The 25,039-nt window shown below is 71.8% G+C and carries 20 protein-coding genes and 1 pseudogene; 12 read left to right on the top strand and 9 right to left on the bottom strand.

Features of this window, described 5'->3' with window-relative positions; translation table 11 throughout:
• Positions 1 to 26 precede the first annotated feature (26 nt).
• The 6 genes from ACWCPN_RS04650 to ACWCPN_RS04625 form a co-directional block, all read right to left on the bottom strand.
• Positions 27 to 206, bottom strand: a complete 180-nt coding sequence (locus ACWCPN_RS04650) for a hypothetical protein (protein ID WP_451202401.1) — start codon at positions 204 to 206, stop codon at positions 27 to 29.
• Between the two features lie 127 nt (positions 207 to 333).
• Complete coding sequence (locus tag ACWCPN_RS04645) at positions 334 to 1,269, bottom strand: alpha/beta fold hydrolase (RefSeq protein ID WP_199211395.1); 936 nt, start codon at positions 1,267 to 1,269, stop codon at positions 334 to 336.
• Positions 1,266 to 1,754: a phage holin family protein gene (locus ACWCPN_RS04640; protein ID WP_199211396.1), complete on the bottom strand. Its 489-nt coding sequence runs from the start codon at positions 1,752 to 1,754 to the stop codon at positions 1,266 to 1,268. The genes ACWCPN_RS04645 and ACWCPN_RS04640 overlap by 4 nt, the downstream gene beginning before the upstream one ends.
• 74 nt (positions 1,755 to 1,828) lie before the next feature.
• Positions 1,829 to 3,286 carry a Na+/H+ antiporter NhaA gene (gene nhaA / locus ACWCPN_RS04635; protein ID WP_451202400.1) on the bottom strand — a complete coding sequence of 486 codons (1,458 nt, stop codon included), beginning with the start codon at positions 3,284 to 3,286 and terminating at the stop codon, positions 1,829 to 1,831.
• A gap of 242 nt (positions 3,287 to 3,528) precedes the next feature.
• Positions 3,529 to 5,484, bottom strand: a complete 1,956-nt coding sequence (gene acs, locus ACWCPN_RS04630; RefSeq protein ID WP_451202399.1) for an acetate--CoA ligase — start codon at positions 5,482 to 5,484, stop codon at positions 3,529 to 3,531.
• A gap of 117 nt (positions 5,485 to 5,601) precedes the next feature.
• Positions 5,602 to 7,950 carry a bifunctional SulP family inorganic anion transporter/carbonic anhydrase gene (locus ACWCPN_RS04625; protein ID WP_451202398.1) on the bottom strand — a complete coding sequence of 783 codons (2,349 nt, stop codon included), beginning with the start codon at positions 7,948 to 7,950 and terminating at the stop codon, positions 5,602 to 5,604.
• Positions 7,951 to 8,288: 338 nt separating this feature from the next.
• Here ACWCPN_RS04625 and ACWCPN_RS04620 point away from each other — a divergent pair, with 338 nt between their 5' ends.
• Positions 8,289 to 9,554, top strand: a complete 1,266-nt coding sequence (locus ACWCPN_RS04620; RefSeq protein WP_451202397.1) for a hypothetical protein — start codon at positions 8,289 to 8,291, stop codon at positions 9,552 to 9,554.
• A 3-nt stretch (positions 9,555 to 9,557) separates the two neighbouring features.
• Here the strand turns inward: ACWCPN_RS04620 and ACWCPN_RS04615 are convergent, their stop codons facing one another.
• Positions 9,558 to 10,538: an ATP-binding protein gene (locus ACWCPN_RS04615; protein ID WP_451202396.1), complete on the bottom strand. Its 981-nt coding sequence runs from the start codon at positions 10,536 to 10,538 to the stop codon at positions 9,558 to 9,560.
• A 100-nt stretch (positions 10,539 to 10,638) separates the two neighbouring features.
• Between ACWCPN_RS04615 and ACWCPN_RS04610 the strand changes: the two genes are divergently transcribed.
• A complete protein-coding gene (locus tag ACWCPN_RS04610) occupies positions 10,639 to 11,463 on the top strand; it encodes an oxidoreductase (protein WP_451202395.1) in 825 nt (274 codons plus the stop codon).
• A gap of 372 nt (positions 11,464 to 11,835) precedes the next feature.
• Here the strand turns inward: ACWCPN_RS04610 and ACWCPN_RS04605 are convergent, their stop codons facing one another.
• Complete coding sequence (locus ACWCPN_RS04605; protein ID WP_451202394.1) at positions 11,836 to 12,672, bottom strand: HAD family hydrolase; 837 nt, start codon at positions 12,670 to 12,672, stop codon at positions 11,836 to 11,838.
• A 579-nt stretch (positions 12,673 to 13,251) separates the two neighbouring features.
• Between ACWCPN_RS04605 and ssd the strand changes: the two genes are divergently transcribed.
• The 7 genes and pseudogenes from ssd (at position 13,252) to ACWCPN_RS04570 (ending at position 18,534) form a co-directional block, all read left to right on the top strand.
• Positions 13,252 to 14,358, top strand: coding sequence for a septum site-determining protein Ssd (ssd, locus tag ACWCPN_RS04600; protein WP_451202392.1), 1,107 nt, complete (start codon positions 13,252 to 13,254; stop codon positions 14,356 to 14,358).
• Positions 14,355 to 15,575: a TadA family conjugal transfer-associated ATPase gene (locus tag ACWCPN_RS04595; protein WP_451202391.1), complete on the top strand. Its 1,221-nt coding sequence runs from the start codon at positions 14,355 to 14,357 to the stop codon at positions 15,573 to 15,575. Before ssd ends, ACWCPN_RS04595 begins: the two co-directional genes overlap by 4 nt.
• Entirely contained in the window at positions 15,565 to 16,428 is an 864-nt protein-coding gene (locus ACWCPN_RS04590) for a type II secretion system F family protein (RefSeq protein WP_451202390.1), read from the top strand. Before ACWCPN_RS04595 ends, ACWCPN_RS04590 begins: the two co-directional genes overlap by 11 nt.
• A complete protein-coding gene (locus tag ACWCPN_RS04585) occupies positions 16,425 to 17,210 on the top strand; it encodes a type II secretion system F family protein (protein WP_451202389.1) in 786 nt (261 codons plus the stop codon). The genes ACWCPN_RS04590 and ACWCPN_RS04585 overlap by 4 nt, the downstream gene beginning before the upstream one ends.
• Positions 17,211 to 17,397: 187 nt before the next feature.
• Entirely contained in the window at positions 17,398 to 17,535 is a 138-nt protein-coding gene (locus ACWCPN_RS04580) for a DUF4244 domain-containing protein (protein WP_358933122.1), read from the top strand.
• Positions 17,522 to 17,881, top strand: a pseudogene (locus ACWCPN_RS04575) (TadE family type IV pilus minor pilin); the annotation flags it as partial. The gene ACWCPN_RS04580 and the pseudogene ACWCPN_RS04575, both read left to right, overlap by 14 nt.
• Before the next feature lie 242 nt (positions 17,882 to 18,123).
• On the top strand, positions 18,124 to 18,534 hold the full coding sequence (locus tag ACWCPN_RS04570) for an Rv3654c family TadE-like protein (protein ID WP_451202388.1): 411 nt from the start codon (positions 18,124 to 18,126) through the stop codon (positions 18,532 to 18,534).
• Between the two features lie 114 nt (positions 18,535 to 18,648).
• Here the strand turns inward: ACWCPN_RS04570 and ACWCPN_RS04565 are convergent, their stop codons facing one another.
• Positions 18,649 to 21,138, bottom strand: a complete 2,490-nt coding sequence (locus ACWCPN_RS04565; protein ID WP_451202387.1) for a DEAD/DEAH box helicase — start codon at positions 21,136 to 21,138, stop codon at positions 18,649 to 18,651.
• Positions 21,139 to 21,218: 80 nt separating this feature from the next.
• Between ACWCPN_RS04565 and bldG the strand changes: the two genes are divergently transcribed.
• The 3 genes from bldG (at position 21,219) to ACWCPN_RS04550 (ending at position 24,885) form a co-directional block, all read left to right on the top strand.
• Positions 21,219 to 21,560 (top strand): anti-sigma factor antagonist BldG, encoded by a 342-nt coding sequence (gene bldG, locus ACWCPN_RS04560; RefSeq protein ID WP_010986038.1) that lies wholly within the window; start codon positions 21,219 to 21,221, stop codon positions 21,558 to 21,560.
• Positions 21,561 to 21,715: 155 nt separating this feature from the next.
• On the top strand, positions 21,716 to 22,153 hold the full coding sequence (locus ACWCPN_RS04555) for an ATP-binding protein (protein WP_199211410.1): 438 nt from the start codon (positions 21,716 to 21,718) through the stop codon (positions 22,151 to 22,153).
• A gap of 326 nt (positions 22,154 to 22,479) precedes the next feature.
• Entirely contained in the window at positions 22,480 to 24,885 is a 2,406-nt protein-coding gene (locus tag ACWCPN_RS04550) for a sodium-translocating pyrophosphatase (RefSeq protein ID WP_451202386.1), read from the top strand.
• Positions 24,886 to 25,039 lie beyond the last annotated feature (154 nt).

Below are 25,039 nucleotides of genomic sequence, written 5' to 3'. Positions count from 1 at the left end.
GGCCGCGGAGATTCCCGGGCGGCCGATCAGCCGCGCGGGTGACGCAGGCGTACCGAGACCCAGCGGGCACGGCGGCGCAGGATACGCGGAATTCCCACCCTGAGGTCCGCCTCCGCGAGCTGCGGAGCGCCTCGCTGCGGGGAGCTCGGCCCGGAGGCCGAGCGGCGGTTGCGGGGTGCGTCACTGTAGTCGTGCGTCCAGCCCATACCCCGACGTCTGCCCCCGCCCGAAGGTCGATAACCGCTTCCGCGCCCCCCAATTGGCCTATGCGTCAGGCATGTGGCCGTTCGAGGGACAGGTGTTCAGTGGCGGGTACCCGGCGGGGCCGTCCGCTCACCTGTCCGGCTCGGGATCCCGCAGCCAGTTGACCAGTTCCGCGGAGAAGGCCGCCGGGTCCTCCTCGTGCGGGAAGTGCCCGAGCCCGTCGAACAGGCGCCAGCGGTACGGGGCTTCGACGTACTCGCCGGAGCCGGCCGCGCTGCGCGTCCGGGCCACGGGGTCCAGCGAGCCGTGCAGATGCAGCGTCGGCACACGCACCGGCCGCTTCATCCGGCGGTTGAACTGGATGCCGTCCGGGCGGACCAGGGAGCGCACCAGCCAGCGGTACGGCTCGATCGAGCAGTGCGCGGTCGACGGGATGCACATGGCCCGCTGGTACGCCTCCACGGCCTCGTCCTCCGGCAGCCGCGGCCCGGACCACTCCCGGATCAGCCGGCCCACCAGCGCGCCGTCGTCGGCGGTCAGTTGACGCTCCGGGATCCAGGGGCGCTGGAACCCCCAGATGTAGGAGCCGGCCGCCGTCTGCCGGGCGTCCCGGAGCATCGCGGCACGCCAGCGCCGGGGGTGCGGCATCGAGACGACCGCGAGCCGGCGCACGAGCTTGGGCCGCATCGCCGCCGCCGTCCACGCCAGGTAGCCGCCCAGGTCGTGGCCGACCAGCGCGGCGTCCGGCTCGCCGAGGGAGCGGATCACCCCGGTGACGTCCAGGGCGAGGTTGGCGGGGTCGTACCCGCGCGGGGTGCGGTCGCTGCCGCCGACCCCGCGCAGGTCCATGGCCACGGCCCGGTAGCCCGCCTCCGCGAGCGCGACGAGCTGGTGGCGCCATGTCCACCAGAACTGGGGGAAACCGTGCAGCAGCAGCACCAGGGGGCCGTCGCCGAGCTCGGCGATGTGGAACCGGGCGCCGTTGGCGGCGACGTCCCGGTGTGTCACCTTCTCCCCGGAGGGAAGGTCGATCCGTACGGCCGCTGCCGCGGCGGGTTCCGTCATGAGGACGAGCGTGCCACAGCTTCGATGGCCTGGGGCGCACGGTCCTGCGGCAGCTCGGGGCGCGGGTGCGGCTTGGCGTTCTGCAGGACGCTCGCCGACTCCTTCACGGAGGCGGCCACCTTCTGCGGGCCCTGGCTCTTCTTCGCCTTCTTGGCGAACATCACACCGATGAGCGCGAGCAGGCCGGCGACGAGCACGTTGGCCGCGAAGGACAGCAGGAAGCAGACCGCGAGGTTCCAGCCGCTCCAGGTCCGAATGCCGTACGCCAGCGCGAAGTTGAGCATCGGCAGGGAGAACAGGAGCAGCATGCCGGCCGCGCTGAACGCGCCGCCGCTGGTCGCCCCCCGCTTGACGTCCTGCTTGAGCTGGGCCTTGGCCAGCGCGATCTCGTCGTGCACCAGCGCCGACATTTCGGTCGTCGCCGAGGCGAACAGCTGGCCGATGCTGCGTTCGGCGCCGACCGGGCTGCCGTCGGGTGCGCTCATCGCGTTCTCCCTTTGAAGTCTCGCGTGCCGTGTGAAGTCTTGGGTGGCGTCTTGTTTTGTACCGTCTCGTCAGATCATGCCGGACGGCCGTCCTCATCGCCTGCCCCGCCCGCTACTTCCTGAAGCCCGTGGCGCGCCGCGGCGGCCTTCTCGGCGGCGATGCGCCGGTGGTCGGCTGCCTTGCGCTCGAGGATCTCCGCCATCCGCAGGTGGTACGCAGGGTCGTCCTGCTCGTACACGTCCGGGATGCCGTCCTGGTCGTCGTCGCGCTCCTCGTCCTCCCAGAGCCTGCGGTACCGGGCGTTGCGTATCTTCAGCAGCACCGTGGCGCACACGGCCGCGATCAGTGATCCGGCGAGGACGGCCGCCTTCACCTCGTCGGTGAGTGCCGCGTCGCCCTCGAAGGCCAGCTCGCCGATGAGGAGCGAGACGGTGAAGCCGATCCCCGCGAGCGACGACACCGCGAACACGTCGGCCCAGGCGAGGTCCTGGCTGAGCGAGGCCCGGGTGAAGCGGACGGTCAGCCAGGTGCCGCCGAAGATGCCGAGCGCCTTGCCTACGACCAGTCCGAGCACCACGCCGAGCGTCTCGGGCCGGGTGAACACGTCCCCGAGCGCCCCGCCGGACACCGATACCCCGGCGCTGAACAGCGCGAACAGCGGTACGGCGAGCCCGGCCGACAGCGGCCGCACCAGATGCTCGATGCGCTCGCCCGGCGACCGCTCCTCGCCCTCGCGGGTCGTGCAGCGCAGCATCAGCCCCATCGCCACGCCGGCGATGGTGGCGTGCACGCCGCTGTTGTACATCAGAGCCCAGATGACGACCGCCAGCGGCACGTACACGTACCAGCCGCGCACCCCCACGCGCAGCAGCAGCCAGAAGACCACCAGCCCGGCGACGGCCCCGCCGAGGGCCGCCAGGTCGATCCGGTCGGTGAAGAAGACGGCGATGATCAGGATCGCGAAGAGGTCGTCGACGACCGCCAGGGTCAGCAGGAAGGCGCGCAGGGCGCCGGGCAGCGCGGTGCCGATGACCGCGAGGACGGCCAGCGCGAAGGCGATGTCGGTGGCGGTGGGCACCGCCCAGCCGGCGGTGGAACCGTGCCCGGCGAGGTTGGTCAGGGTGTAGACGAGCGCCGGTACGGCCATCCCGCACAGCGCCGCCACCACGGGCAGCACCGCCGCCCTGGGATCGCGCAGGTCACCGGCGACCAGTTCGCGCTTGAGCTCGATCCCCGCGACGAAGAAGAAGACGGCGAGCAGGCCGTCGGCGGCCCAGTGCTCCACGGACAGGTTCAGGCCGAGGGCGGCGGGGCCGAAGTGGAAGTCGCCGACGGCCTCGTAGGCGTGGTGCAGAGCCGGGATGTTCGCCCAGATCAGCGCGGTGACGGCGGCGATGAGCAGCAGGACGCCGCCCACGGTCTCGGTGCGCAGCGCGTCCGTGACGACGGTCCGCTCGGGCAGGGACAGGCGTCCGAAGACCTTGCGGCCGGTGCGCGAGGTGGGGGACGCGGTGTCACGAGGGGCGGCCACGGTGGAGACCTCCGGGTGTGGTGGGCAGGGCTGAGCACATGCCGACCAGACTTCCCGGCGCACCTTGAGGCTCTTTCGCATCGAGCTTTGTTTAGATTACCTAAGGTTGCCGCGGGATGCGTCCGGTGATCTGAACATTAGGCGCAAAAGGGGCGTCCGGCGTGTTCGCGCCGGGCGCCCCTCTTATCGCGCCGGTTCCCTGCGGCCGGGCGGTCGGCCTGGCCGCCCGCCCGCCGTCCGGCCTAGTCCTCGCTCGAAGCCGCCGGGAGCTTCGCCTGGATGAAGTCCATGACCGTGGAGTCGGTCAGCGTGGTGACGTCACCGAGCTGACGGTTCTCGGCGACGTCCCGCAGGAGCCGGCGCATGATCTTGCCGGAGCGGGTCTTCGGCAGCTCCGCCACCGGCAGGATCCGCTTCGGCTTGGCGATCGGGCCGAGCGTGGCCCCGACGTGGTCGCGCAGCGCGCCGATCAGCTTGTCGTCCTCGGAGGCCGAACCGCGCAGGATGACGAAGGCGACGATGGCCTGGCCGGTGGTCTCGTCGGCGGCGCCGACGACCGCCGCCTCGGCGACCGACGGGTGCGAGACCAGTGCCGACTCCACCTCGGTGGTGGAGATGTTGTGGCCGGACACCAGCATCACGTCGTCCACCCGGCCCAGCAGCCAGATGTCCCCGTCGTCGTCCTTCTTCGCGCCGTCACCGGCGAAGTACTTGCCCTCGAAGCGCGACCAGTAGGTGTCGATGAACCGCTGGTCGTCGCCCCAGATGGTGCGCAGCATCGACGGCCACGGCTCGGTGAGCACGAGGTAGCCGCCGCCTCCGTCGGGCACCTCCTTCGCCTCGTCGTCCACCACGGTCGCGCTGATGCCGGGCAGCGGGCGCTGCGCCGAACCGGGCTTGGCCTCGGTGACGCCGGGCAGCGGCGAGATCATCATCGCGCCGGTCTCCGTCTGCCACCAGGTGTCCACGACCGGGGTCGCTTCGGCGCCGATGTGCTTGCGGTACCAGATCCACGCCTCGGGGTTGATCGGCTCACCGACGGAGCCGAGGACCCGCAGGGACGACAGGTCGAACTGCGCGGGGATGTCGTCGCCCCACTTCATGAACGTACGGATCGCCGTCGGCGCGGTGTAGAGGATCGTGACCCGGTACTTCTCCACGATCTCCCAGAAGCGGCCCTGATGCGGGGTGTCCGGGGTGCCCTCGTACATGACCTGGGTCGCGCCGTTGGCCAGCGGCCCGTACACGATGTACGAGTGGCCGGTGACCCAGCCGACGTCGGCCGTGCACCAGTACACGTCCGTCTCCGGCTTGAGGTCGAACACCGCCCAGTGCGTGTACGCCGCCTGGGTCAGGTAGCCGCCGGAGGTGTGCAGGATGCCCTTCGGCTTCCCCGTGGTGCCCGAGGTGTAGAGGATGAACAGCGGGTGCTCCGCGTCGAACGCCTCCGGGGTGTGCTCGGCGGACTGCCGGTCCACCAGCTCGTGCCACCACACGTCCCGCTCGCCGTCCCAGGCGACGTCCTGCCCGGTGCGGCGCACCACGAGCACGTGCTCGACGTTGTCGACCTTGGTGATCGCCTCGTCCACGGCCGGCTTGAGCGCGGACGGCTTGCCGCGCCGGTAGCCGCCGTCGGAGGTGATGACGACCTTGGCGTCGGCGTCCTGGATCCGGGTGGCGAGCGCGTCGGCCGAGAAGCCGCCGAACACGACCGAGTGCGCCGCGCCGATCCGGGCCGAGGCCAGCATCGCGATCGCGGTCTCCGGGATCATCGGCATGTAGATCGCGACCCGGTCGCCCTTGCGGACGCCGAGTTCCAGCAGGGCGTTGGCCGCCTTGGAGACCTCGTCCTTCAGCTCCGCGTAGGTGATCGAGCGGCTGTCGCCGGGCTCGCCCTCGAAGTGGATGGCGACCCGGTCCCCGTGCCCGGCCTCGACATGACGGTCCACGCAGTTGTACGCGACGTTCAGCTCGCCGTCCTTGAACCACTTCGCGAACGGCGGGTTCGACCAGTCCAGCGTCTCCGACGGTTCCTTGGCCCAGGTCAGCCGGCGGGCCTGCTCGGCCCAGAAGCCGAGCCTGTCAGCCTTGGCCTGTTCGTACGCCTCTGCCCCGACGTTGGCGTTCGCGGCCAGGTCGGCGGGCGGCGCGAAGCGTCGCTCCTCCTTCAAGAGGTTGGCCAGGCTTTCGTTGCTCACGACATCTCCCTTTCCCAGGGTGTCCGTTGTGTCCCAGGCCACAGCTCATCAGACACGGGGGTCCGATGACAAGGGTCGACGGCCAAATTGGTTTAGACCTGTCGACCGCCACGGTGGTCAAACCGGACTCCGCAGCTCCGGGGCCATGCCGGTCTCCTGTTCGGCCTCCCCTGCTGCCTCCTTTCCCACGGCTCCCTCCACATGCTCGAACACCGCGCTGCCGTCCCCGCTCCCGTCGAGCAGATAGGCCTGCGCCTCGCCCACGTGGAAGTACATTCCGTGCAGCTCCAGCGCACCGGCCGCCAGGGCGCGCCGGACCGTGTCATGTGCCCGCAGATGCTCCAGCTGCTGGACCACGTTGGTCAGGCACAGCTGCTCCACCGCGTCGGCGGGTGCTCGCCCGGCCAGCCGGGGCCGGTCGCGGCGGTCGTCGGCCATCCGGGCGAGGCTCGGCCGCCCGTGGCCCAGCCACCGCTTCAGCGGGGTCACCGCGCCCCCGGGCCCGGCGGCGATCAGCGCCTGCATGGCCCCGCATCCGGAGTGCCCGCACACCGTGATCGACCGCACTCCGAGCACGTCCACGGCGTACTCGACGGCGGCCGCCACCGAGTGGTCGCCGTGGTCCTCGTCCGGCGGCGGCACCAGGTTGCCGATGTTGCGGACGACGAACAGGTCGCCGGGACCGCTGGAGGTGATCATCGACGTGACCAGCCGGGAGTCGGCGCAGGTGAGGAAGAGCTGCGAGGGCCGCTGCCCCTCCCGCGCGAGCCGCGCCAGCTCCTCGCGCACCAGCGGGGCGGTGTTCCGCTGGAACGAGCTGATCCCACGGGCGAGTTCATGGGTGTCGGTCGTGGTGGGAGCCTGCGCGAAGCAGGCCTGATGGTTGCGCCAGGGTGTCCAGGGTCGGCACCGGCACACCGCGGAAGGACCAGGATCCGACGTGCGGACTCCGCCGCGCCGGCCGGTGAGCTCGGCGGTGCCGCCCCGCGCGGTGTGCGTCTTCTGCCAGTCCTGCAGCGACTCGTACGCCGCGTGGTCCATGAACGAGCCGTCCAACTCCACGACGGCATGGACGCCTTGGGGCACGAGATGCAGGGCTCTGCTGAGCCGGGGCACGGCGAGGAACGTCAGCTGGCCTCGTACGTGGACGTGATGGACTCCTTCCTTCTCCGTGTGCGTGACGCGGGTGTGGGCGAGGCGGTGCAGGGCGAGGGCGACCGCCACGGCGACCCCGAGGGCCACGCCCTCCAGGACGCCGAAGACCACCACGCCGAGTGTGGTGGCGGCGTACACCAGCACTTCACGGTGGCGGGTCACCGTGCGGATGTGGTTCAGGGACACCATCTGGATGCCGACGGCCATCACCAGGGCGGCGAGCGAGGCCAGCGGGATCCACTCCAGGAGCGGGACCATCAGCAGCGCGGCGGCTACTACGAAAACGCCGTGCAGCATCGTGGAGTTCCGGCTCACCGCACCCGAGTTCACGTTCGCGGTACTGCGTACGGCCACCCCCGCCACGGGCAGTCCGCCGAGCGCCCCGGACACGATGTTCGCGGCGCCCTGGCCGAGCAGTTCGCGGTCGAGGTCCGAGCGCCCGACGTGGGCGTGGGGCCCGGGCCGGGCGGCGACCAGCTTGTCCACGGCGACCGCCCCGAGCAGGGACTGCACACTGCACACCAGCGTGGTGGTGAGCACGGCGGCGGCGATGCCGAGCCCCGGGCCCTCGGGCAGTCCGGCCAGCGCGTGACTGCTCCAGGACGGCAGGTCGACCCTGGGCAGCACGAGTCCGGTCAGCGCGGCGGTGACGGTGGCTCCGGTGACGGCGACCAGGGCGGCCGGCACCTTGCGCAGCAGCCGGCCGGCGCGGCCGGGGACACGCGGCCAGGCGAGCAGCAGGGTCAGGGTGAGCGCGCTCATCGACAGGGCGGCCGGGTCCAGGTCCGCCAGTTGGGCGGGCAGGGCGCGCAGGTTGGCGAGGACGGAGCTGTCGGGGCTGCCGCCGAGCACGATGTGCAGCTGCGCGACGGCGATGGTGACGCCGATGCCGGCGAGCATGCCGTGCACCACGGCGGGGCTGACGGCGAGCGCGCCGCGGGCCACGCGCAGGCAGCCCAGGCCCAGTTGGGCGAGTCCGGCGAGGACGGTGATACCGCAGGTGGTCCGCCAGCCGTAGCGGTGGATGAGGTCGGCGGTGACCACGGTGAGTCCGGCGGCGGGACCGCTGACCTGCAGCGGGCAGCCGCCGAGCCGGCCGGCGACGAGTCCGCCGACGGCGGCGGCGACCAGGCCGGCCTGGAGCGGGGCGCCGGTCGCGAGGGCGATGCCGAGGGACAGGGGCAGGGCGATCAGGAAGACCGCGATCGACGCGGACAGGTCGGCGCCCTGGACGAGGCGGTGACGCGGGGTCCGGGGCGGGCTGTGGGGCGGGTGGGCGTGCTGGGTCCGGGTGGGTGCGCAGGCTGTCATGGTCTCGTCTCCTCCGGGGTGGCGCGGTCGCGTTCGGGGTGGTTCCCCGTCGGTGCGGGGGCTCGGTCGCGGCCGTGGGGTCACGGCGTGCGGCGGCGAGATGAGAACAACTCTTCGTAAACGAACCGTAATGCAGAGTAAAGGTCATGCATAGCTTTTAGTCGCAAATGGGGTAAAGCGTCACCTCTACGGGCGAAGCGATCATTTCATCGGCTTGTCGTACTAATTCCTTCTCGGGCCCGTGCGACCTTGGCGGCGCTGTCGGTACAACCCGGCACATCACCTGAAAACGCCCTCATCAGCGTTTGCCTGAGAGAAGGAAGAAGGTGGGGCGGAAGATGGCCGCCACCCAGAGGATCGCCGTGGGCGCCATGGTCGCCGCGGCCTGTACCGCGTCGCTGGCCGGTTGCTCGTCCGGCGGCGACGGCCCGAAGGAAGGAGCGTCCGGCCCGCGGCAGGGGGCGCCGGCGCCCAACAGCGTGCTCCGTCTGATCGGCGACGGGTCCACCGCGTACACCGGCGGGCAGCCGCACCTGCCCGTCCCCGAGCGGCTCAAGCCCGGTCAGAAACCTCCTCAGTTCGTGGTGTTCTCCTGGGACGGCGCGGGGGAGGACAGCCAGAAGCTGTTCTCCCACTTCCGCAAGGTCTCCAAGGAGAACAACGCGACGATGACGTACTTCCTCAGCGGCGTGTACCTGCTGCCGGAGGAGAAACGCGACCTCTACAGACCGCCGCAGCACGCCCCGGGCAGCTCGGAGATCGGCTTCAACGACGCGCAGGGCATCTCCGACACCCTCAAGCAGGTGCGGCTGGCCTGGCTCGAGGGCAACGAGATCGGCACCCACTTCAACGGCCACTTCTGCGGTCCCGACGGCGGCGTCGGCGAGTGGTCGGTGAACGAGTGGAAGAGCGAGATCGCCCAGGCCAAGCAGTTCGTGAAGAAGTGGCGGACCAACACCGGCATGAAGAAGGCCGCGCCCCTGCCCTTCGACTACGACAAGGAGCTGATCGGCGCCCGGACCCCCTGCCTGGAGGGGCAGAAGACCTTCCGGAAGGCGGCCCACCAACTGGGCTTCCGCTACGACTCCAGCGGAGTCGACGACCAGGTGTGGCCCGAGAAGAAGGACGGCCTGTGGGACCTGTCGATGCAGCTGGTCCCCTTCCCCGGCCACACCTACGAGCAGTTGACCATGGACTACAACTTCATGGTCAACCAGTCCGGCACGCAGACCCAGGGCGACCCCGACATGTACGACCACTGGGGCGACCAGATGCGTGACGGCCTGCTCAAGGGCTTCTACCGGGCCTACGACGGCAACCGCGCGCCGATGATCATCGGCAACCACTTCGAGTCGTGGAACGGCGGCACCTACATGCGTGCCATCGACGAGGTGGTGAAGGAGGTCTGCAACAAGCCCGAGGTGCGCTGTGTCTCCTTCCACCAGCTCGCCGACTGGCTGGACGCGCAGGACCCGCAGACACTGGCCAAGCTGCGCACCCTGAAGGTGGGCGAGGCGCCACGGCAGGGCTGGGCCTCCCTGATGTCCGGGCGCCCGGCCCCGGCGCCCAAGGGTGTCCCCGGGGCACCGGCGGTCAGGCAGTAGGCGTCATACCGGAGCCGCGAGGCCCTCGCCGAGCACGAACCCGGGGTCGACCTGCGCCGCCAGGTCGGCCCCGGTGCGCTCGTTGCCCCAGGCCTCCGCGTTCCGCAGGTGGAAGTGGACCATCTGGCGCGTGTACCGCTCCCAGTCGCGCAGTTCGTACGTGGCGTCGGCGGCGGCCCGGAGGGTCTGCAGGGAGCGGACGTTGGCCTCCTCCAGGAGGCCGAACCTCGGCGGGCGGCCCTTCTCCATGGCGCGCACCCAGTCCGAGTGCCCGACCGTCACCAGCAGGTCCTCACCGGCCTCCGCGCTGAGGAAGTCGATGTCGTCCTGCCCCTGGACCTTGTTGCCGACGACCTTCAGGGCCACGCCGAAGTCACGGGCGTACTCCTTGTACTGGCGGTAGACGGAGACCCCCTTCCGGGTCGGCTCGGCGACGAGGAACGTCATGTCGAACCGGGTGAACAGGCCGGAGGCGAAGGAGTCCGAACCCGCCGTCATGTCGACCACGACGTACTCGTCGGGGCCGTCGACGAGGTGGTTCAGGAACAGCTCCACCGCTCCCGTCTTGGAGTGGTAGCAGGCGACCCCCAGGTCGGCGTCCGTGAAGGGGCCGGTGACCATCAGACGAACGGCGCCGCCGTCGAGTTCCACCGGGCGCGCACAGGCGTCGTACACCGCGTTCGGCTCCCGCACCCGCACCAGCCGCGAGCCCTCACCCGGCGGGGTCGTCTTGATCATCGTCGCGGCGGAGGCGATGCGCGGGTTGCGGCCGCGCAGATGGTCCTTGATCAGCGACAGCCGCTCGCCCATCGCGGGCAGCGCGGCGGCATGGGCCTCGTCGAGGCCGAGTGCCGGGCCGAGGTGCTGGTTGATGTCGGCGTCGATGGCCAGCACCGGGGCACCGGCGGCCACGAGGTGACGGATGAAGAGGGAGGAGAGCGTGGTCTTGCCGCTGCCGCCCTTCCCGACGAAAGCAATTTTCATGTTCACGAACAGTAGTGAACCGGTAGCTTTAAGTGTCAGGCGGAGTGAAGAAGACCACTCCTTCGTGGGGCGGGGCGGCGGGGTGCGTAATGTCGTACTCATGAGTACGACAGGCGCGACCGCCGATCCGCTCGCGGCCCTGGGCTCCCTGCCCGGAGTGGCCGAATCCGTGGAGTCCGTGCGCAAGGCGGTGGACCGGGTCTACGGGCACCGGGTCATGCGTCGCCGCAGCAACGAGATCACCTCCGAGGCCGCCCTGCGCGGGGCGCGCGGATCGGCCGCGTTGTCCGGCGCCGACTGGGCCCTGGAGGAGGTGCGGCGGCGTAGCGACTTCAGCGCCGACGCCGAGTCCATGGTCATGGGCGCCGCGCTCAGGCTGACGGCCGAGGCGGGACAGCTGCTGTCCATCTGGCGGCAGTCGCCCCTGCGGGTGCTGGCCCGGCTGCATCTGGTGGCCGCCGCGACCCAGGGCGACGAGGTCGGACGTCCGCGCCAGGCGGGCGAGCCGGTCGACGAGCCGCTGCTGGAGCTGCCGCTGCCGGACGCCCGGGAGGTGTCGGGCCGGCTGGAGGGCCTGGCGGACCTGATCATCGCCGGCTCCTCCGCGCCGGCGCTGGTCACCGCCGCGGTGGTGCACGGCGAACTGCTCGCGCTGCGCCCCTTCACCTCGCACAACGGTCTGGTCGCGCGCACGGCCGAGCGGATCGTCCTGATCGGCAGCGGACTCGACCCCAAGGCGGTCTGCCCGGCAGAGGTGGGTCACGCCGAGCTGGGCCGTGCCGCCTACCTGGCCGCGCTCGACGGGTACGTCTCCGGCACTCCCGAGGGCATGGCGGCATGGATCGCCCACTGCGGCCGTGCGGTCGAGCTCGGGGTGCGCGAGTCCACCGCGGTCTGCGAGGCGCTGCAGCGCGGGGCCGCCTGAGTCCCCGAACGGCGCATGCGAAAGGCCCTCTGGAAGGGGGCCTGGACAGGGTTGCGGCGGCACGATTTCTCGTGCCGCCGCTGGCATGCTCACCGGGGTACCAAGCGTCCTCGATATATGCCCATCAGGTCGGGGACTTTGCCCGTCACCTGGTGCGGCTGGCCCGTAATCGACGGGTCGACGTCGCGTGGGTGCCTGGTGTTCATGCGGGGTCCGTGGGGCCATGTGCGTAGTAGTAGGTGATCCTCACGGATGTCCTGTGGTCTCGCGGGCCTGTCACCTTTGTACTGCACCCCCGAAGCAAGCGGAACCCCTGTCCGCACATCTTTACTTTCAGGTTCAAACGGTGTGAATCGGTCAGGCCCGAACCAGTCAGGAGACGGTGATGCTCCGGCGCCGGCTCGCGTACCAGACGAGGCCCGCGGTGGCCGCCGCCGCTCCTATGGCCGCCGCCGCCACGAGGGCCGGACGCGGCGGTACGGAGAATCCGGGCAGCCGCTGCTTGAGCCGGACCGGCCGGGCGAACTCCATGACCGGCCACCCGCGGGCGACCGCTTCGCGGCGCAGCGCGCGGTCCGGGTTCACGGCGTGCGGGTGTCCGACCGCCTGGAGCATCGGCAGGTCGGTCGCCGAGTCGCTGTAGGCGTAGCAGCGGCCCAGGTCGTACCCCTCGGACACGGCCAGCTCCCGGACGGCCTCGGCCTTGGTCGGCCCGTAGGCGTAGTACTCCACCTCCCCGGTGAAGCAGCCGTCGTCGCCGACCACCATGCGCGTGGCCACCACGCGGTCGGCGCCCAGCAGCTCGCCGATCGGCTCGACCACCTCGGCACCCGAGGTGGACACGATCACCACGTCGCGTCCGGCCGTGTGGTGCTCCTCGATGAGGGAGGCGGCCTCGTCGTAGATGATCGGGTCGATCAGGTCGTGCAGGGTCTCGGCGACGATCTCCTTCACCTGCTGGACGTTCCAGCCCCGGCACATCGCCGACAGGTACTGGCGCATCCGTTCCATCTGGTCGTGGTCGAGACCGCCGGCCAGGAAGACGAACTGGGCATAGGCGGTTCGCAGCGCGGCCCTGCGGTTGATCAGTCCACCCTGGTAGAAGGACTTGCTGAAGGTGAGCGTGCTCGACTTCGCAATGACCGTCTTGTCCAGGTCAAAGAAGGCTGCTGCGCGGGGCAAGGAGTGGTTTTCCACGCCCCTGAGCATAGGCGCCCACCATTCGGCGTAAGGTGTGGCGCGTGGGTTTGCCTGAGAAGGCTCTCGGGTACACCATGGAAGTCACGGATCGTTCGCGACCGTGCTAACCCGGCCCGACTCCTCCCCCCCCGAGTCGGCCGTGGGGACGACCCCCGCTCTCCCCCCCGGCGGGGGTCGTCGCATGTCCGGACGGGTTTTCTCCCTCTTTCAACATGTCTCGCGACCGGTCGCGCGCAGCGCCGACCGGACTTCGCCGCGCCCGTAACTCTTCACGGAGAGTAATCGTCGCGCTGCTCTGCGGAGGCCGTGGAGAGGTCGCCGCAGAGGTCACCGGTATGGGTGACGGCGATATTCACAGGGCCTGAGTTGTCCACGGATTTCGACCAAGATCCACACGATTTTCCGGATCGCCGCATCGTGATTCCCACGCGCTCCGACGGCGGCGAGTTCATGGCCGGTTCCGATTGCCGGAGTGCCTATGGCCGGTTTCTGGCGCCCCGCAAAGAGCGCCGCTCGCCGGTTCTTCACATCTTTGGGAATCGCGGGGCCGCGGAGGCCGCGCGGAAGACATGGGAAGGGGAAGCACACGTGACCGGAACCGTCGCCCACGACCCGTCACCGGCCACCGGAGGTCTGCCGGGACGGCCGCTCATCGTCACCGAGGACGCCGATCTCCTGGACGATCTGCTGCGCCTGTGCGCGGCCGCGGGCGCCACGCCCGAGGTCCATCACGGGGTGCCGGATCACGGCGGGGGCTGGGAAGCGGCCCCGCTCGTGCTGGTAGGCGACGACGCGGCCCGCCGTCTGCGCGGAACGGCACGCCGGCGCGGAGTGGTGCTGGTCGGCCGTGACCAGGACGACTCCGGGGTGTGGAGAAGGGCCGTGCAGATCGGCGCCGACCACGTCCTGATGCTGCCCGACGGTGAGCAGTGGCTGGTCGACCGTATCGCCGACGTCGCCGAGGGCGTCGGCCGCCCGGCCCTGACCGTCGGGGTCGTAGGCGGCCGAGGCGGGGCCGGAGCGTCCACCCTGGCCTGCGCCCTCGCCGTCACCTCCGCCCGCGAGGGGCTGCGCACCCTCCTCGTCGACGCCGATCCACTGGGCGGCGGACTGGACGTGCTCCTCGGCGGGGAGAGCGCCGAAGGGCTGCGCTGGCCCGCCTTCGCCGCCTCCCGGGGCCGGGTCGGCGGCGGCGCGCTGGAGGAGTCGCTGCCCCGGTTGCACTCGCTGCGAGTGCTGAGCTGGGACCGCGGCGACTGCGTGGCCGTCCCGGCCCAGGCCGTCCGCGCGGTGCTCGCCGCAGGCCGGCGACGCGGCGGCACGGTCGTCGTCGACCTCCCGCGCCGCCTGGACGACGGGGTCGCCGAAGCCCTCGCCCAGCTCGATCTGGCGCTGCTCGTCGTCCCGGCCGAACTGCGGGCGGTCGCGGCCGCCGGCCGGGTCGCCTCGGCGCTCGGCATGGTCGTACGCGACCTGCGCGTGGCGGTGCGCGGGCCGTACGCGCACGGCCTCGACGACCGTGAGGTCGCCCGGCTGCTCGGCCTGCCCCTGGCCGGCGAGGTGCCCGTCGAACCGGCCCTGCAGCGTGCGCACGGCACCACCAAGCCGCCCGGCGCGTCCGGCCGCGGCCCGCTGGCCCGCTTCTGCACCACCTTCTGGGCGCAGGCGCTGGCCGAGACGGGAGGCCCCCGATGACGCTGCCCGGACTCGACCGTGCCGACGCCACGGCACTGCTGGACGGGGTCCGCCGCCGGCTGGCCGAGAGCGGTGCCGAACCGACCCCGGCGCGCGTCGCCCAGGCGCTGCGCGACCAGGGCCGGGTCCTCGGTGACGCCGAGGTGCTCGGTGCGGCCGAGCACCTCCGGTCGGAACTCGTCGGCTCCGGCCCGCTGGAGCCGCTGCTCGCCGACCCGAGCGTCACCGACGTCCTGGTGTCCGCCCCCGACCGGGTGTGGGTGGACCGCGGCGGCGGCCTGGAACTGACCCCGGTGGCCTTCCCGGACGCGGCGGCCGTACGGCGTCTCGCGCAGCGGCTGGCGGCCGTCGCCGGCCGCCGGCTGGACGACGCCCGGCCCTGGGCCGACGCCCGGCTGCCCGACGGGACCCGGCTGCACGCGGTGCTGCCCCCGGTGGCCGTCGGCTGCACCTGCCTGTCCCTGCGTGTCGTGCGGCGCCGGGCGTTCACGCTGGGGGAACTCGTCGAGGCGGGCACCGTGCCGCCGGGCGGCGACCGGATCCTGCGGGCGCTGCTCGCCGCCCGGCTGTCCTTCCTCGTCAGCGGCGGTACCGGCAGCGGCAAGACGACCCTGCTGAGCGCGCTGCTCGGCCTGGTCGAACCCGGTGAACGGATCGTGCTCGCCGAGGACTCGGCGGAGCTGGGACCGGACCACCCGCACGTGGTCCGGCTGGAGACCCGGCCGGCCAACCAGGAGGGTGCCGGACTCGTGACCCTGGAGGACCTCGTCCGTCAGGCGCTGCGGATGCGGCCCGACCGGCTGGTCATCGGCGAGGTGCGGGGCCCCGAGGTGGTGCACCTGCTGGCCGCGCTCAACACCGGCCACGAAGGCTGCGGGACCGTGCACGCCAACGCCGCGGCCGACGTGCCCGCCCGGCTGGAGGCGCTCGGCACGGCGGCGGGGCTCGACCGCGCGGCGTTGCACAGCCAGTTGGCGGCCGCGCTGTCGGTGGTGCTGCACCTCGTAAGGGACCGCTCCGGGCGGCGCCGGATCGCCGAGGTGCACGTGCTGGAGCGGGACGACTCGGGGCTGGTGCGGACCGTACCGGCGCTGCGCTGGGGCGTGCGGGCCTTCACCCGGGAGCGGGGCTGGGAGCGGCTGCGGGAGCTGCTGAGCGGAGGGACCTGGAGCGAGCGGGACGAGCGGGACGAGAGGAGCGAGGGACGTGAGCACTGAGGTGTCGATCGGGGCGGCGGTGGTCTGTGCCGGGGTGGCGGCCTGGCTGCTGGCCGAGCGGCAGCACGGGACGCGGCGCGCGAGGCTGCTGCTGGCCGGGCGTGCGGGAGTGGCGGTCGGCCCGCTCTCGTGGAATCGGGTGGTCGCCGAACTGCGGCGGCTGCAGCACCGGTCGCGACCCGAATGGTGGTCACTCGCGGCCGGGCTGCTGCTCGCGCTGCTGGGTTCATCGGTGATTCCGTTCGTCGCGGGGGCGGCCGGGGTGCCGGTGCTGCGCAGGATGCGGCTGGCCCGGATGGCCGGGCGGGCCAGGGAGCGGCGCGTGAACGCGGTGATCGGCCTGTGCGGGGCGCTGGCCGGGGAGGTGCGCGCGGGACGGCAGCCCGGTGAGGCCCTGCTGCGGGCCGCCAGAGACTCCGGCGGGCTGGGGGAGGCGCGGGACGGCGTGGTCGCGGCCGCCCGGTTCGGCGGCGATGTGGCGGGCGCGCTGGCCGTCGCGGCCCGGCAGCCGGGCGCCGAGGGGCTGCTGGGTCTGGCCGCCTGCTGGCGGGTGGCCGTGGACCGGGGCGCGGGGCTGGCGAACGGGCTCGACCGGCTGGACGGAGCCCTCCGCGCCGAACGGGACCAACGGGCGGATCTGCGGGCCCAGCTGTCCGGGGCCCGGGCGACAGCGCTGCTGCTCGCCGCGCTGCCCGCCCTCGGGCTGCTGCTCGGCTCGGCCATGGGCGCCGATCCGTTGCGGGTGCTGCTGCACAGCGGGGCCGGCCTCGGCTGCCTGCTGGCGGGAGCGGTGTTCGAGGGCGCGGGGGTGTGGTGGGCGGGACGGATCGTACGGGGAGCTGAGGCGGTATGAGCGGTGAAGTCGTCCACAGGCTGGGGACACTCGTGGTCTTCCTGCTGAGTCTGGGCTGGGCGGCCCGGTGGCTGGTCATGGCCCGGCGGCGGCGCCGGGCGCGGCGCAGGCTGGCCGAACTGCGGGCCCGGGTGGAGGTCGGATCACGCCCGCCCGTCGCGGTCATGGACACGGTGCGCCGGTGGTTGCCGGTCGCGGGAGCGATGTGCGGGGCGTGGGTGCTGGCCGGCGGCGCGGCCGGCGCGGTCGTGGCGCTCGCCGTCGGCGCGGGGCTGTGGCGGTGGCGGATCCGGCGGGCGGCGGAGGGCCCGGCGGAGGAGGCCGACAGAGCGCTCGCGGCCCGCCAACTCCCGCTTGCGGCGGATCTGCTGGCCGCCTGCATCGCGGCCGGGGCCGGTCCGGTGATCGCCGCCCAGGCGGTGGGAGAGGCCCTCGGTGGGCCTGTCGGAGACGCGCTGGACCGTGGCGCGGCCGAGGTGCGGCTCGGTGGTGAACCGAGCGGCGCCTGGCGCCGGTTGGCCGGGCTGCCAGGTGCGGAAGCGCTGGCCCGGTTGCTGGAACGGGCCGACGAGTCGGGGCTGCCCGCCGCCGGTCCCGTCGCCCGCCTCGCCTCCGACGCCCGCGCGGAGTGGGCCAGGGCGGCCACGGCGCGGGCGCGCCGTGCGGGCGTGCTGGTCTCCGCGCCGGTCGGGCTGTGCTTCCTGCCCGCCTTCATCGCGATCGGTGTGCTGCCCGTGGTGATCGGCCTGGCGGGCGGAGTGATGGGAGGAGGTGGCGGCTGACGGCGACGGCGACGGCGACGGCGGAGGACGCGGCCGCGGGCGACGCGGTGCCGGTGACGGCCCGGGACGCGGACGGCGTGGTCTTGGAAAACGGACGAGAAAGCTGGCACGAAGGGAGTTCGAGGTGCGGAAGAAGGCCGGAAAGCTGTGGGTGTCGGTGCGGGAGCGATGGCGCGCGGACGGCGGGATGGTGACCTCCGAGTACGCGATGGGGATCGTGGCCGCGGTCGGATTCGCGTTGCTGCTCTACGAGGTCGTCACCAGCGGCCAGGTCAAGGCGGAACTGCAGGCCATCGTGAAACGGGCCCTCAGTGCGCGGATGTGAGCGGGGGTCTGACCGCGGGTTCGTGACCGCGGAGTCGGCCGTGGTGCTGTCGGTGCTGGTGGCGTTCAGCATGGCGCTGGTCTGGGGGCTGCTCGTGGTGGCGGCCCAGATCCAGTGCGTGGACGCCGCCCGCACCGGCGCCCGGGCCGCCGCCCGGCAGGACCCGTCCGACGCGGTGGTGAAGGTGACCCGGCAGGCGGCACCGCGCGGCGCGCGGGTGACGGTCGGCCGGGCGGGTGACCAGGTCCGGGTGACGGTGGTGGCCAGACCACCCGTGCTGTCCGGACTGCCGTTCGAGGTACGGGAGGAGGCGGTGGCGGCGGCTGAGGAGACCGTCGGCGCGGGTACCGGCGTCGATACGGGGACTGGAGCCGGAACCGGCGCGGGCACCGGCAATGGCAGGGGCGCTGATGTGGGGACCTCTACCGGCACGGGCGCGGGCAGCGGCAATGGCACCGGCGGCGATACGGGGACCGGTACCGGAACCGGTGGAGGCGCAGGCACGGGCACAGGTGCGGACACCGGTGCCGCTGCTGGAGCGGGTCTCGGCGCAGGCGCCGTGGACGGGCCCGCGAGGGAGCCGGGGTCGTGAGGTGCCGGTGGCGGAAAGTCCGCTGCGGAGCCCGGAGTTCGGATCGGGGCTCCGCCACCGTCTGGAGCGTCGGGGTGATCACCGTGCTGTGCGTGGTGTTCGGCGCCGTGCTCGCCCTGGGGCAGGCGGTCGTGGTCAGACACCGGGCGGCCGGCGGCGCGGATCTGGCGGCGCTCGCCGCCGCGGACCACTGGGCCGAGGGAACCGCCGGCGCCTGTGCCCGGGCGGAACGAGTGGCGACGGCCCAGGGGGTCCGGCTGGCGCGGTGTGTGATCGCGGGTGAGACCTCGGACGTCACTGCGGCCTCGGGACGTGGGCCGTTCGCCGCGGAGGTCAGAGCCAGAGCCGGGCCGCCCGGGCCCCTGCCCCCGACGGCGGGGACAGCCGCGCCGAGACCGTCCCCATGATGCCGAGACCGTCCCGTTGATCGGGAAGGCCCGCCCCGGCCTCTCAGGCATCGGCCGCTCAGCCCTTCAGGCCCCCAGCCCCTCAGGCCGCCAGGCCGCCCGCCCTCCAGCCCCTCAGCCCTCAGCTCTGTCCGCCGAGTCCTCCCGCGGCTTCTCCTCGGGAGCCTCCCGGAGCAGCACCGTGAGGAGCCGTACCGCCCCCCTCTTGTGCAGCGGGTCGTTGCCGTTGCCGCACTTGGGGGACTGGATGCAGGAGGGGCAGCCCGCCTCGCACTCGCAGGAGGCGATGGCCTCCCGGGTCGCGGTGAGCCAGGCGCGGGCGGTGTGGAAGGCGCGCTCCGCGAAGCCCGCGCCCCCCGGATGGCCGTCGTAGACGAACACCGTCGGCAGGAGGGTGTCCGGGTGCAGCGGGACCGACACCCCGCCGATGTCCCAGCGGTCGCAGGTGGCGAACAGGGGGAGCATGCCGATCGAGGCGTGCTCGGCGGCGTGCAGGGAGCCGCCGAGGATCTCCGGGGTGATCCGCGCCTCGTCTAGCTGGTCCTCGGTGACCGTCCACCACACCGCGCGCGTGCGCAGCGTACGAGGAGGGAGGTCGAGCTTCGTCTCACCGAGCACTTCACCCGTGATGAGCCGCCGCCGCAGGAAGGAGACCACCTGGTTGGTGACCTCGACCGAGCCGTAGCAGAGCCGGCCGGAGCCCCAGGGGATCTCGACGTCCGTCTCCAGGACGGAGATCGACGTGGTGTCCCGGGCGACCGTCGAGTACGGCGGGTCGGCCTGTTCGACCAGCGCGACGGAGTCCTCCAGGTCCAGCGAGCGCACCAGGTAGGTGCGGCCCTGGTGCAGGTGCACCGCGCCCTCGTGCACCGCGGAGTGCGCGGCGCCCGCGTCGACCGTGCCGAGCAGACGGCCCGTGCCCGCCTCCACGACCTGCACCGGCCGCCCGCCCGCGCCGCGGATGTCGGTCAGGTCGGCGGCCCGCTCCCGGCGGGTCCAGTGCCAGGCCCGGGTACGGCGGCGCAGCAGCTTCGCGGCCTCCAGCTGGGGCAGCAGCTCCGCGCAGGCGGGACCGAAGAGTTCGAGGTCCTCGTCGGTCAGCGGGATCTCCGCCGCCGCGGCACACAGGTGCGGGGCGAGGACGTACGGGTTGTCGGGGTCGAGGACGGTGGATTCCACCGGTTGGTCGAACAGGGCCTCGGGATGATGGACGAGGAAGGTGTCCAGTGGGTCGTCGCGGGCCACCAGCACCGCCAGGGCGCCCTGTCCGGATCGGCCCGCGCGGCCCGCCTGCTGCCACAGGGAGGCGCGTGTCCCGGGGTACCCGGCGATGAGTACCGCGTCCAGGCCGGAGACGTCCACGCCCAGCTCCAGGGCCGTCGTGGCGGCGAGTCCGAGGAGTTCGCCGGAGTGCAGGGCGCGTTCCAGGGCCCGGCGTTCCTCGGGGAGGTAGCCGCCCCGGTAGGCCGCGACACGCCGGACGAGGGAACGGTCGATTTCGGCCAGGCGCTCCTGGGTGATCACCGAGATCAGCTCGGCGCCGCGCCGGGAGCGCACGAAGGCGACCGAGCGCACGCCCTGCACGGTGAGATCGGTCAGCAGGTCGGCCGTCTCGGCGGTGGCGGTACGCCGGACGGGTGCGCCCTTCTCGCCGTGCAGTTCGGTGAGCGGGGGCTCCCACAGGGCGAAGACCAGCTCGCCGCGCGGGGAGGCGTCGTCGGCGACCTCCACCACCGGCAGTCCGGTGAGCCGGCCGGCGGCCACGGCGGGCTCGGCGGCGGTCGCGGAGGCCAGCAGGAACACGGGCGAGGCGCCGTAGCGCGCGCACAGGCGGCGCAGCCGGCGCAGCACCTGGGCGACGTGCGAGCCGAACACGCCCCGGTAGGTGTGGCACTCGTCGATGACGACGTACTTGAGCGCCTTGAGGAAGGAGGACCAGCGGGGGTGGGAGGGCAATATCCCGCGGTGCAGCATGTCGGGGTTGGTGAGGACGTAGTTCGCGTACTGGCGGATCCACTCCCGTTCCTCGTACGGGGTGTCGCCGTCGTACACGGCTGGGCGTACGGCCCCGGCCAAAGGTTGTGAAAGTTCCTTCACCGAGCGGCACTGGTCCGCCGCGAGCGCCTTGGTGGGCGCCAGGTACAGGGCGGTGGCCCCGCGGCCGTTCGGGGCCTCGGAGCCGTCCAGCAGGGTCGACATGACCGGCACGAGGTAGGCGAGGGACTTGCCGGAGGCGGTGCCGGTGGCGACCACCACCGAGTCGCCGTCCAGGGCGTGCTCGGCGGCCAGGGCCTGGTGGGCCCACGGGTGCTCGATGCCGCACGCCTGCACCGCGGCGATCACCTCGGAGCGAATCCGGTCAGGCCAGACGGCATGCCGACCCGCACGCGGGGGCAAGTGCTCCGTATGAGTGATGCGCGAGGAGCGGCTCGGCCCGGAGGCGAGCCGGTCCAGAACGGTGCCCGGAGACGGGCGGGACGCCGGGTCTGCCACGGGTCGATCGGATCGGTGATTCTTGGCCATCGGCACCGAGTGTGTCACCGGCGTGACGGACAATGGAGCCAAGGCGTCGTGCACGCATGCCGGTAAGTGATTGAATGCCATCGCGGCTGGCGGTGCGCCCCGGGGGCCGCAAGCCGATGTCCCGAGGGGCGACCGCTCGATAGCAAGGTGCTGGAGGATCCGTGGACCTGTCCCTGTCGACCCGTACCGTCGGCGATCGTACGGTCGTCGAGGTCGGTGGCGAAATCGATGTATACACCGCGCCCAAGCTGCGCGAGCAGTTGGTCGAGCTGGTGAACGACGGGAATTTCCACCTCGTCGTCGACATGGAGGGCGTGGACTTCCTCGACTCCACCGGGCTCGGCGTACTGGTCGGCGGCCTGAAGCGGGTGCGTGCCCATGAGGGCTCGCTGCGCCTGGTCTGCAACCAGGAGCGCATTCTGAAGATCTTCCGCATCACCGGCCTCACCAAGGTGTTCCCGATCCACACCTCGGTCGAGGAAGCGGTGGCGGCCACCGACTGACCCGGCCGGCCACTCGGTCCGGACCGCTCGTCGGTCCGGACACCGGTCGGCCCCGCCCCGGGCCGGTGGGTCCGGGGCCCAGTAGTACAGCAGGGGGTGCGGGCTCTCGGCGGCCCCGCCCCCGTACCGCACGCCCGTAGTCGCGAGGGGGATGCATGGCCACCGTCGAACTCCGCTTCAGCGCGCTGCCCGAGCACGTCAGGACCGCCCGGCTGGTGGCGGCAGCGGTGGCGCGCAGGGCCGGAGTGGACGAGGCCGTTCTCGACGAGGTGCGCCTCGCCGTCGGCGAGGCCTGCTCCCGTGCCGTCGGACTCCATCAGAGCAACGCCATCACGGCACCCGTGAAGGTGGCGCTGATCGAGGACGAGAAGCAGTTCTCCATCGAGGTCGGCGACGAGGCCCCGCACGCCGTTCCCGCCGAGCGAGTGGCCGGCGGAGCCGCCGCGGACGCGGACGTGGAGGCCGAGGAGGACGAGATGGGCCTCGCGGTCATCAGCGGTCTTGTTGACGACGTGGAGGTCACCACGGGCCGGGACGGCGGACTGATCCGCATGAGCTGGCCCACCGCCCCGCCGGCCGTCACGCTCGTCTGAACCCGCGCGCCGCGCGTTCGAACACCGCGTACACCGCGTACACCGCGACGAAGGGCCCTGCTGAGCAGGGCCCTTCTCGCTGTCTCCGGCACGCCCCGGAATTCGTGAAGGAATTCACGATCAATACCCTGATAATTTGATCAAGCATCAATGTGGCCGTCAATGCCTTTGAGGCATTACCTCTTTCGGGTTCGATGGCGGGAACCCGATCATTTGCTGAAGAGCGCCAGAAGGCGAATTCCGTTTACCGTCCCCTGTTTAGATCACTCCGGGGTACCTACAATCCGTCCACATCTTGAGCTCAGCCCAAGCGTCAAGGAGGACGAATGGCGGGGCTTTCTACCCCTCATCAGTTTGGCCACCCCACAACCCTCGCGGCCGCGGTACTGACGCACGACAACCGGATCATCGTGGCGGTGATCGCGGCCGTCGCCCTGGCCGCGCTCGCCGTCGCAGGCGTCCTGGTGCGCCAGGTGCTGGCGGCGGGCGAGGGCACCGACAGCATGAAGGAGATCGCCGGAGCGGTCCAGGAAGGTGCCAAGGCGTATCTCGCCCGGCAGTTGCGCACGCTCGGCGTATTCGCCGTCGTCGTGTTCTTCCTGCTCCTGCTGCTGCCCGCGGACGACTGGAATCAGCGTGCCGGACGATCGGTGTTCTTCCTGATCGGCGCGGTGTTCTCGGCGACCACCGGCTATATCGGCATGTGGCTCGCCGTGCGCGCCAATGTGCGCGTCGCCGCCGCGGCCCGGGAAGCGACCCCGGGCGAAGGCGAACCCGAAAAGGATCTCACCACCGTCTCGCACACCGCGATGAAGATCGCATTTCGCACGGGCGGCGTCGTCGGCATGTTCACGGTGGGGCTCGGCCTGCTGGGCGCCTCCTGCGTGGTGCTGGTGTACGCGGCCGACGCGCCGAAGGTGCTGGAGGGCTTCGGCCTCGGCGCCGCCCTGATCGCCATGTTCATGCGTGTGGGCGGCGGCATCTTCACCAAGGCCGCCGACGTCGGCGCCGACCTGGTCGGCAAGGTCGAGCAGGGCATTCCGGAGGACGACCCGCGCAACGCCGCGACCATCGCCGACAACGTGGGCGACAACGTCGGCGACTGCGCGGGCATGGCGGCCGACCTGTTCGAGTCGTACGCCGTCACCCTGGTGGCCGCGCTGATCCTCGGCAAGGCCGCCTTCGGCGACTCCGGGCTCGCCTTCCCGCTGCTGGTGCCCGCGATCGGTGTGCTCACCGCCATGATCGGCATCTTCGCGGTCGCGCCGCGCCGGTCCGACCGCAGCGGCATGACCGCGATCAACCGCGGCTTCTTCATCTCGGCGGTGATCTCCCTCGTACTGGTCGCGGTCGCGGTCTTCCTCTACCTGCCCGCGAAGTACTCCGACCTGAGCGGTGTCACCGACGCGGCGATCCGCGCCAAGGACGGCGACCCGCGGATCCTCGCCCTGGTGGCGGTGGCGATCGGCATCCTGCTCGCCGCCGTGATCCAGCAGCTCACGGGCTACTTCACCGAGACCAACCGCCGGCCGGTCAGGGACATCGGCAAGACCTCCCTGACGGGCCCGGCCACCGTCGTCCTCGCCGGCATCTCGGTGGGTCTGGAATCGGCCGTCTACACCGCCCTGCTCATCGGGCTCGGCGTGTACGGCGCGTTCCTGCTCGGCGGCACCTCGATCATGCTCGCGCTGTTCGCGGTGGCCCTGGCCGGCACCGGCCTGCTCACCACGGTCGGCGTGATCGTCGCCATGGACACCTTCGGGCCGGTCTCGGACAACGCGCAGGGCATCGCCGAGATGTCCGGTGACGTCCGGGGCGCGGGCGCGCAGGTGCTCACCAACCTGGACGCGGTCGGCAACACCACCAAGGCCATCACCAAGGGCATCGCCATCGCCACCGCCGTCCTCGCGGCATCGGCGCTCTTCGGCTCGTACCGGGACGCCATCACCACCAACGTGCAGGACGTCGGTGCGAAACTCACCGGCCCCGGCTCACCGATGAGCCTGTCGCTGGACATCTCGCAGCCCAACAACCTCGTCGGTCTCATCGCGGGGGCCGCGGTCGTCTTCCTCTTCTCCGGACTGGCCATCAACGCCGTGTCGCGTTCGGCCGGTTCGGTGGTGTTCGAGGTGCGGCGGCAGTTCCGTGAGAAGCCCGGGATCATGGACTTCACCGAGAAGCCCGAGTACGGCAAGGTCGTCGACATCTGCACCAAGGACGCCCTGCGCGAGCTGGCCACACCCGGTCTGCTCGCCGTCATGGCGCCGATCTTCATCGGCTTCACCCTCGGGGTCGGCGCGCTCGGCTCCTACCTCGCGGGCGCGATCGGTGCGGGCACGCTGATGGCGGTGTTCCTCGCCAACTCCGGCGGCGCCTGGGACAACGCCAAGAAACTGGTGGAGGACGGCCACCACGGCGGCAAGGGCAGCGAGGCCCACGCCGCCACGGTGATCGGCGACACGGTCGGCGACCCCTTCAAGGACACCGCGGGGCCGGCGATCAACCCGTTGCTGAAGGTCATGAACCTGGTCTCGCTGCTCATCGCGCCCGCGGTGATCAAGTTCTCCTACGGCGACGACAGGAACCTCGGTGTGCGGATCGGCATCGCGATCTTCGCGCTGCTGGTGATCATCGTCTCGGTGTACGTCTCCAAGCGGCGCGGCATCGCCGTCGGCGACGACGAGAGCGCCGAGCGGGTCTCCAACTCGGCTGACGCGGCGGTGGTTTCGTAGTCCGCTTCCACCGGTCCTGCGCAACGGGCGGGCGGGCGGCACGTGCTGACGTGCCGCCCGCCCGCTGCGTGCGCGGTGCCGGCCCGGCCGTGAGCCTTCTCTCCCATGGTGCGAAGAATCACAAAAGCAGACTTACGGGACCTTCGGCATGTGG

The organism is Streptomyces sp. NPDC002386 (assembly GCF_053593175.1).
This window is presented reverse-complemented; position numbering and strand designations above follow the sequence as displayed.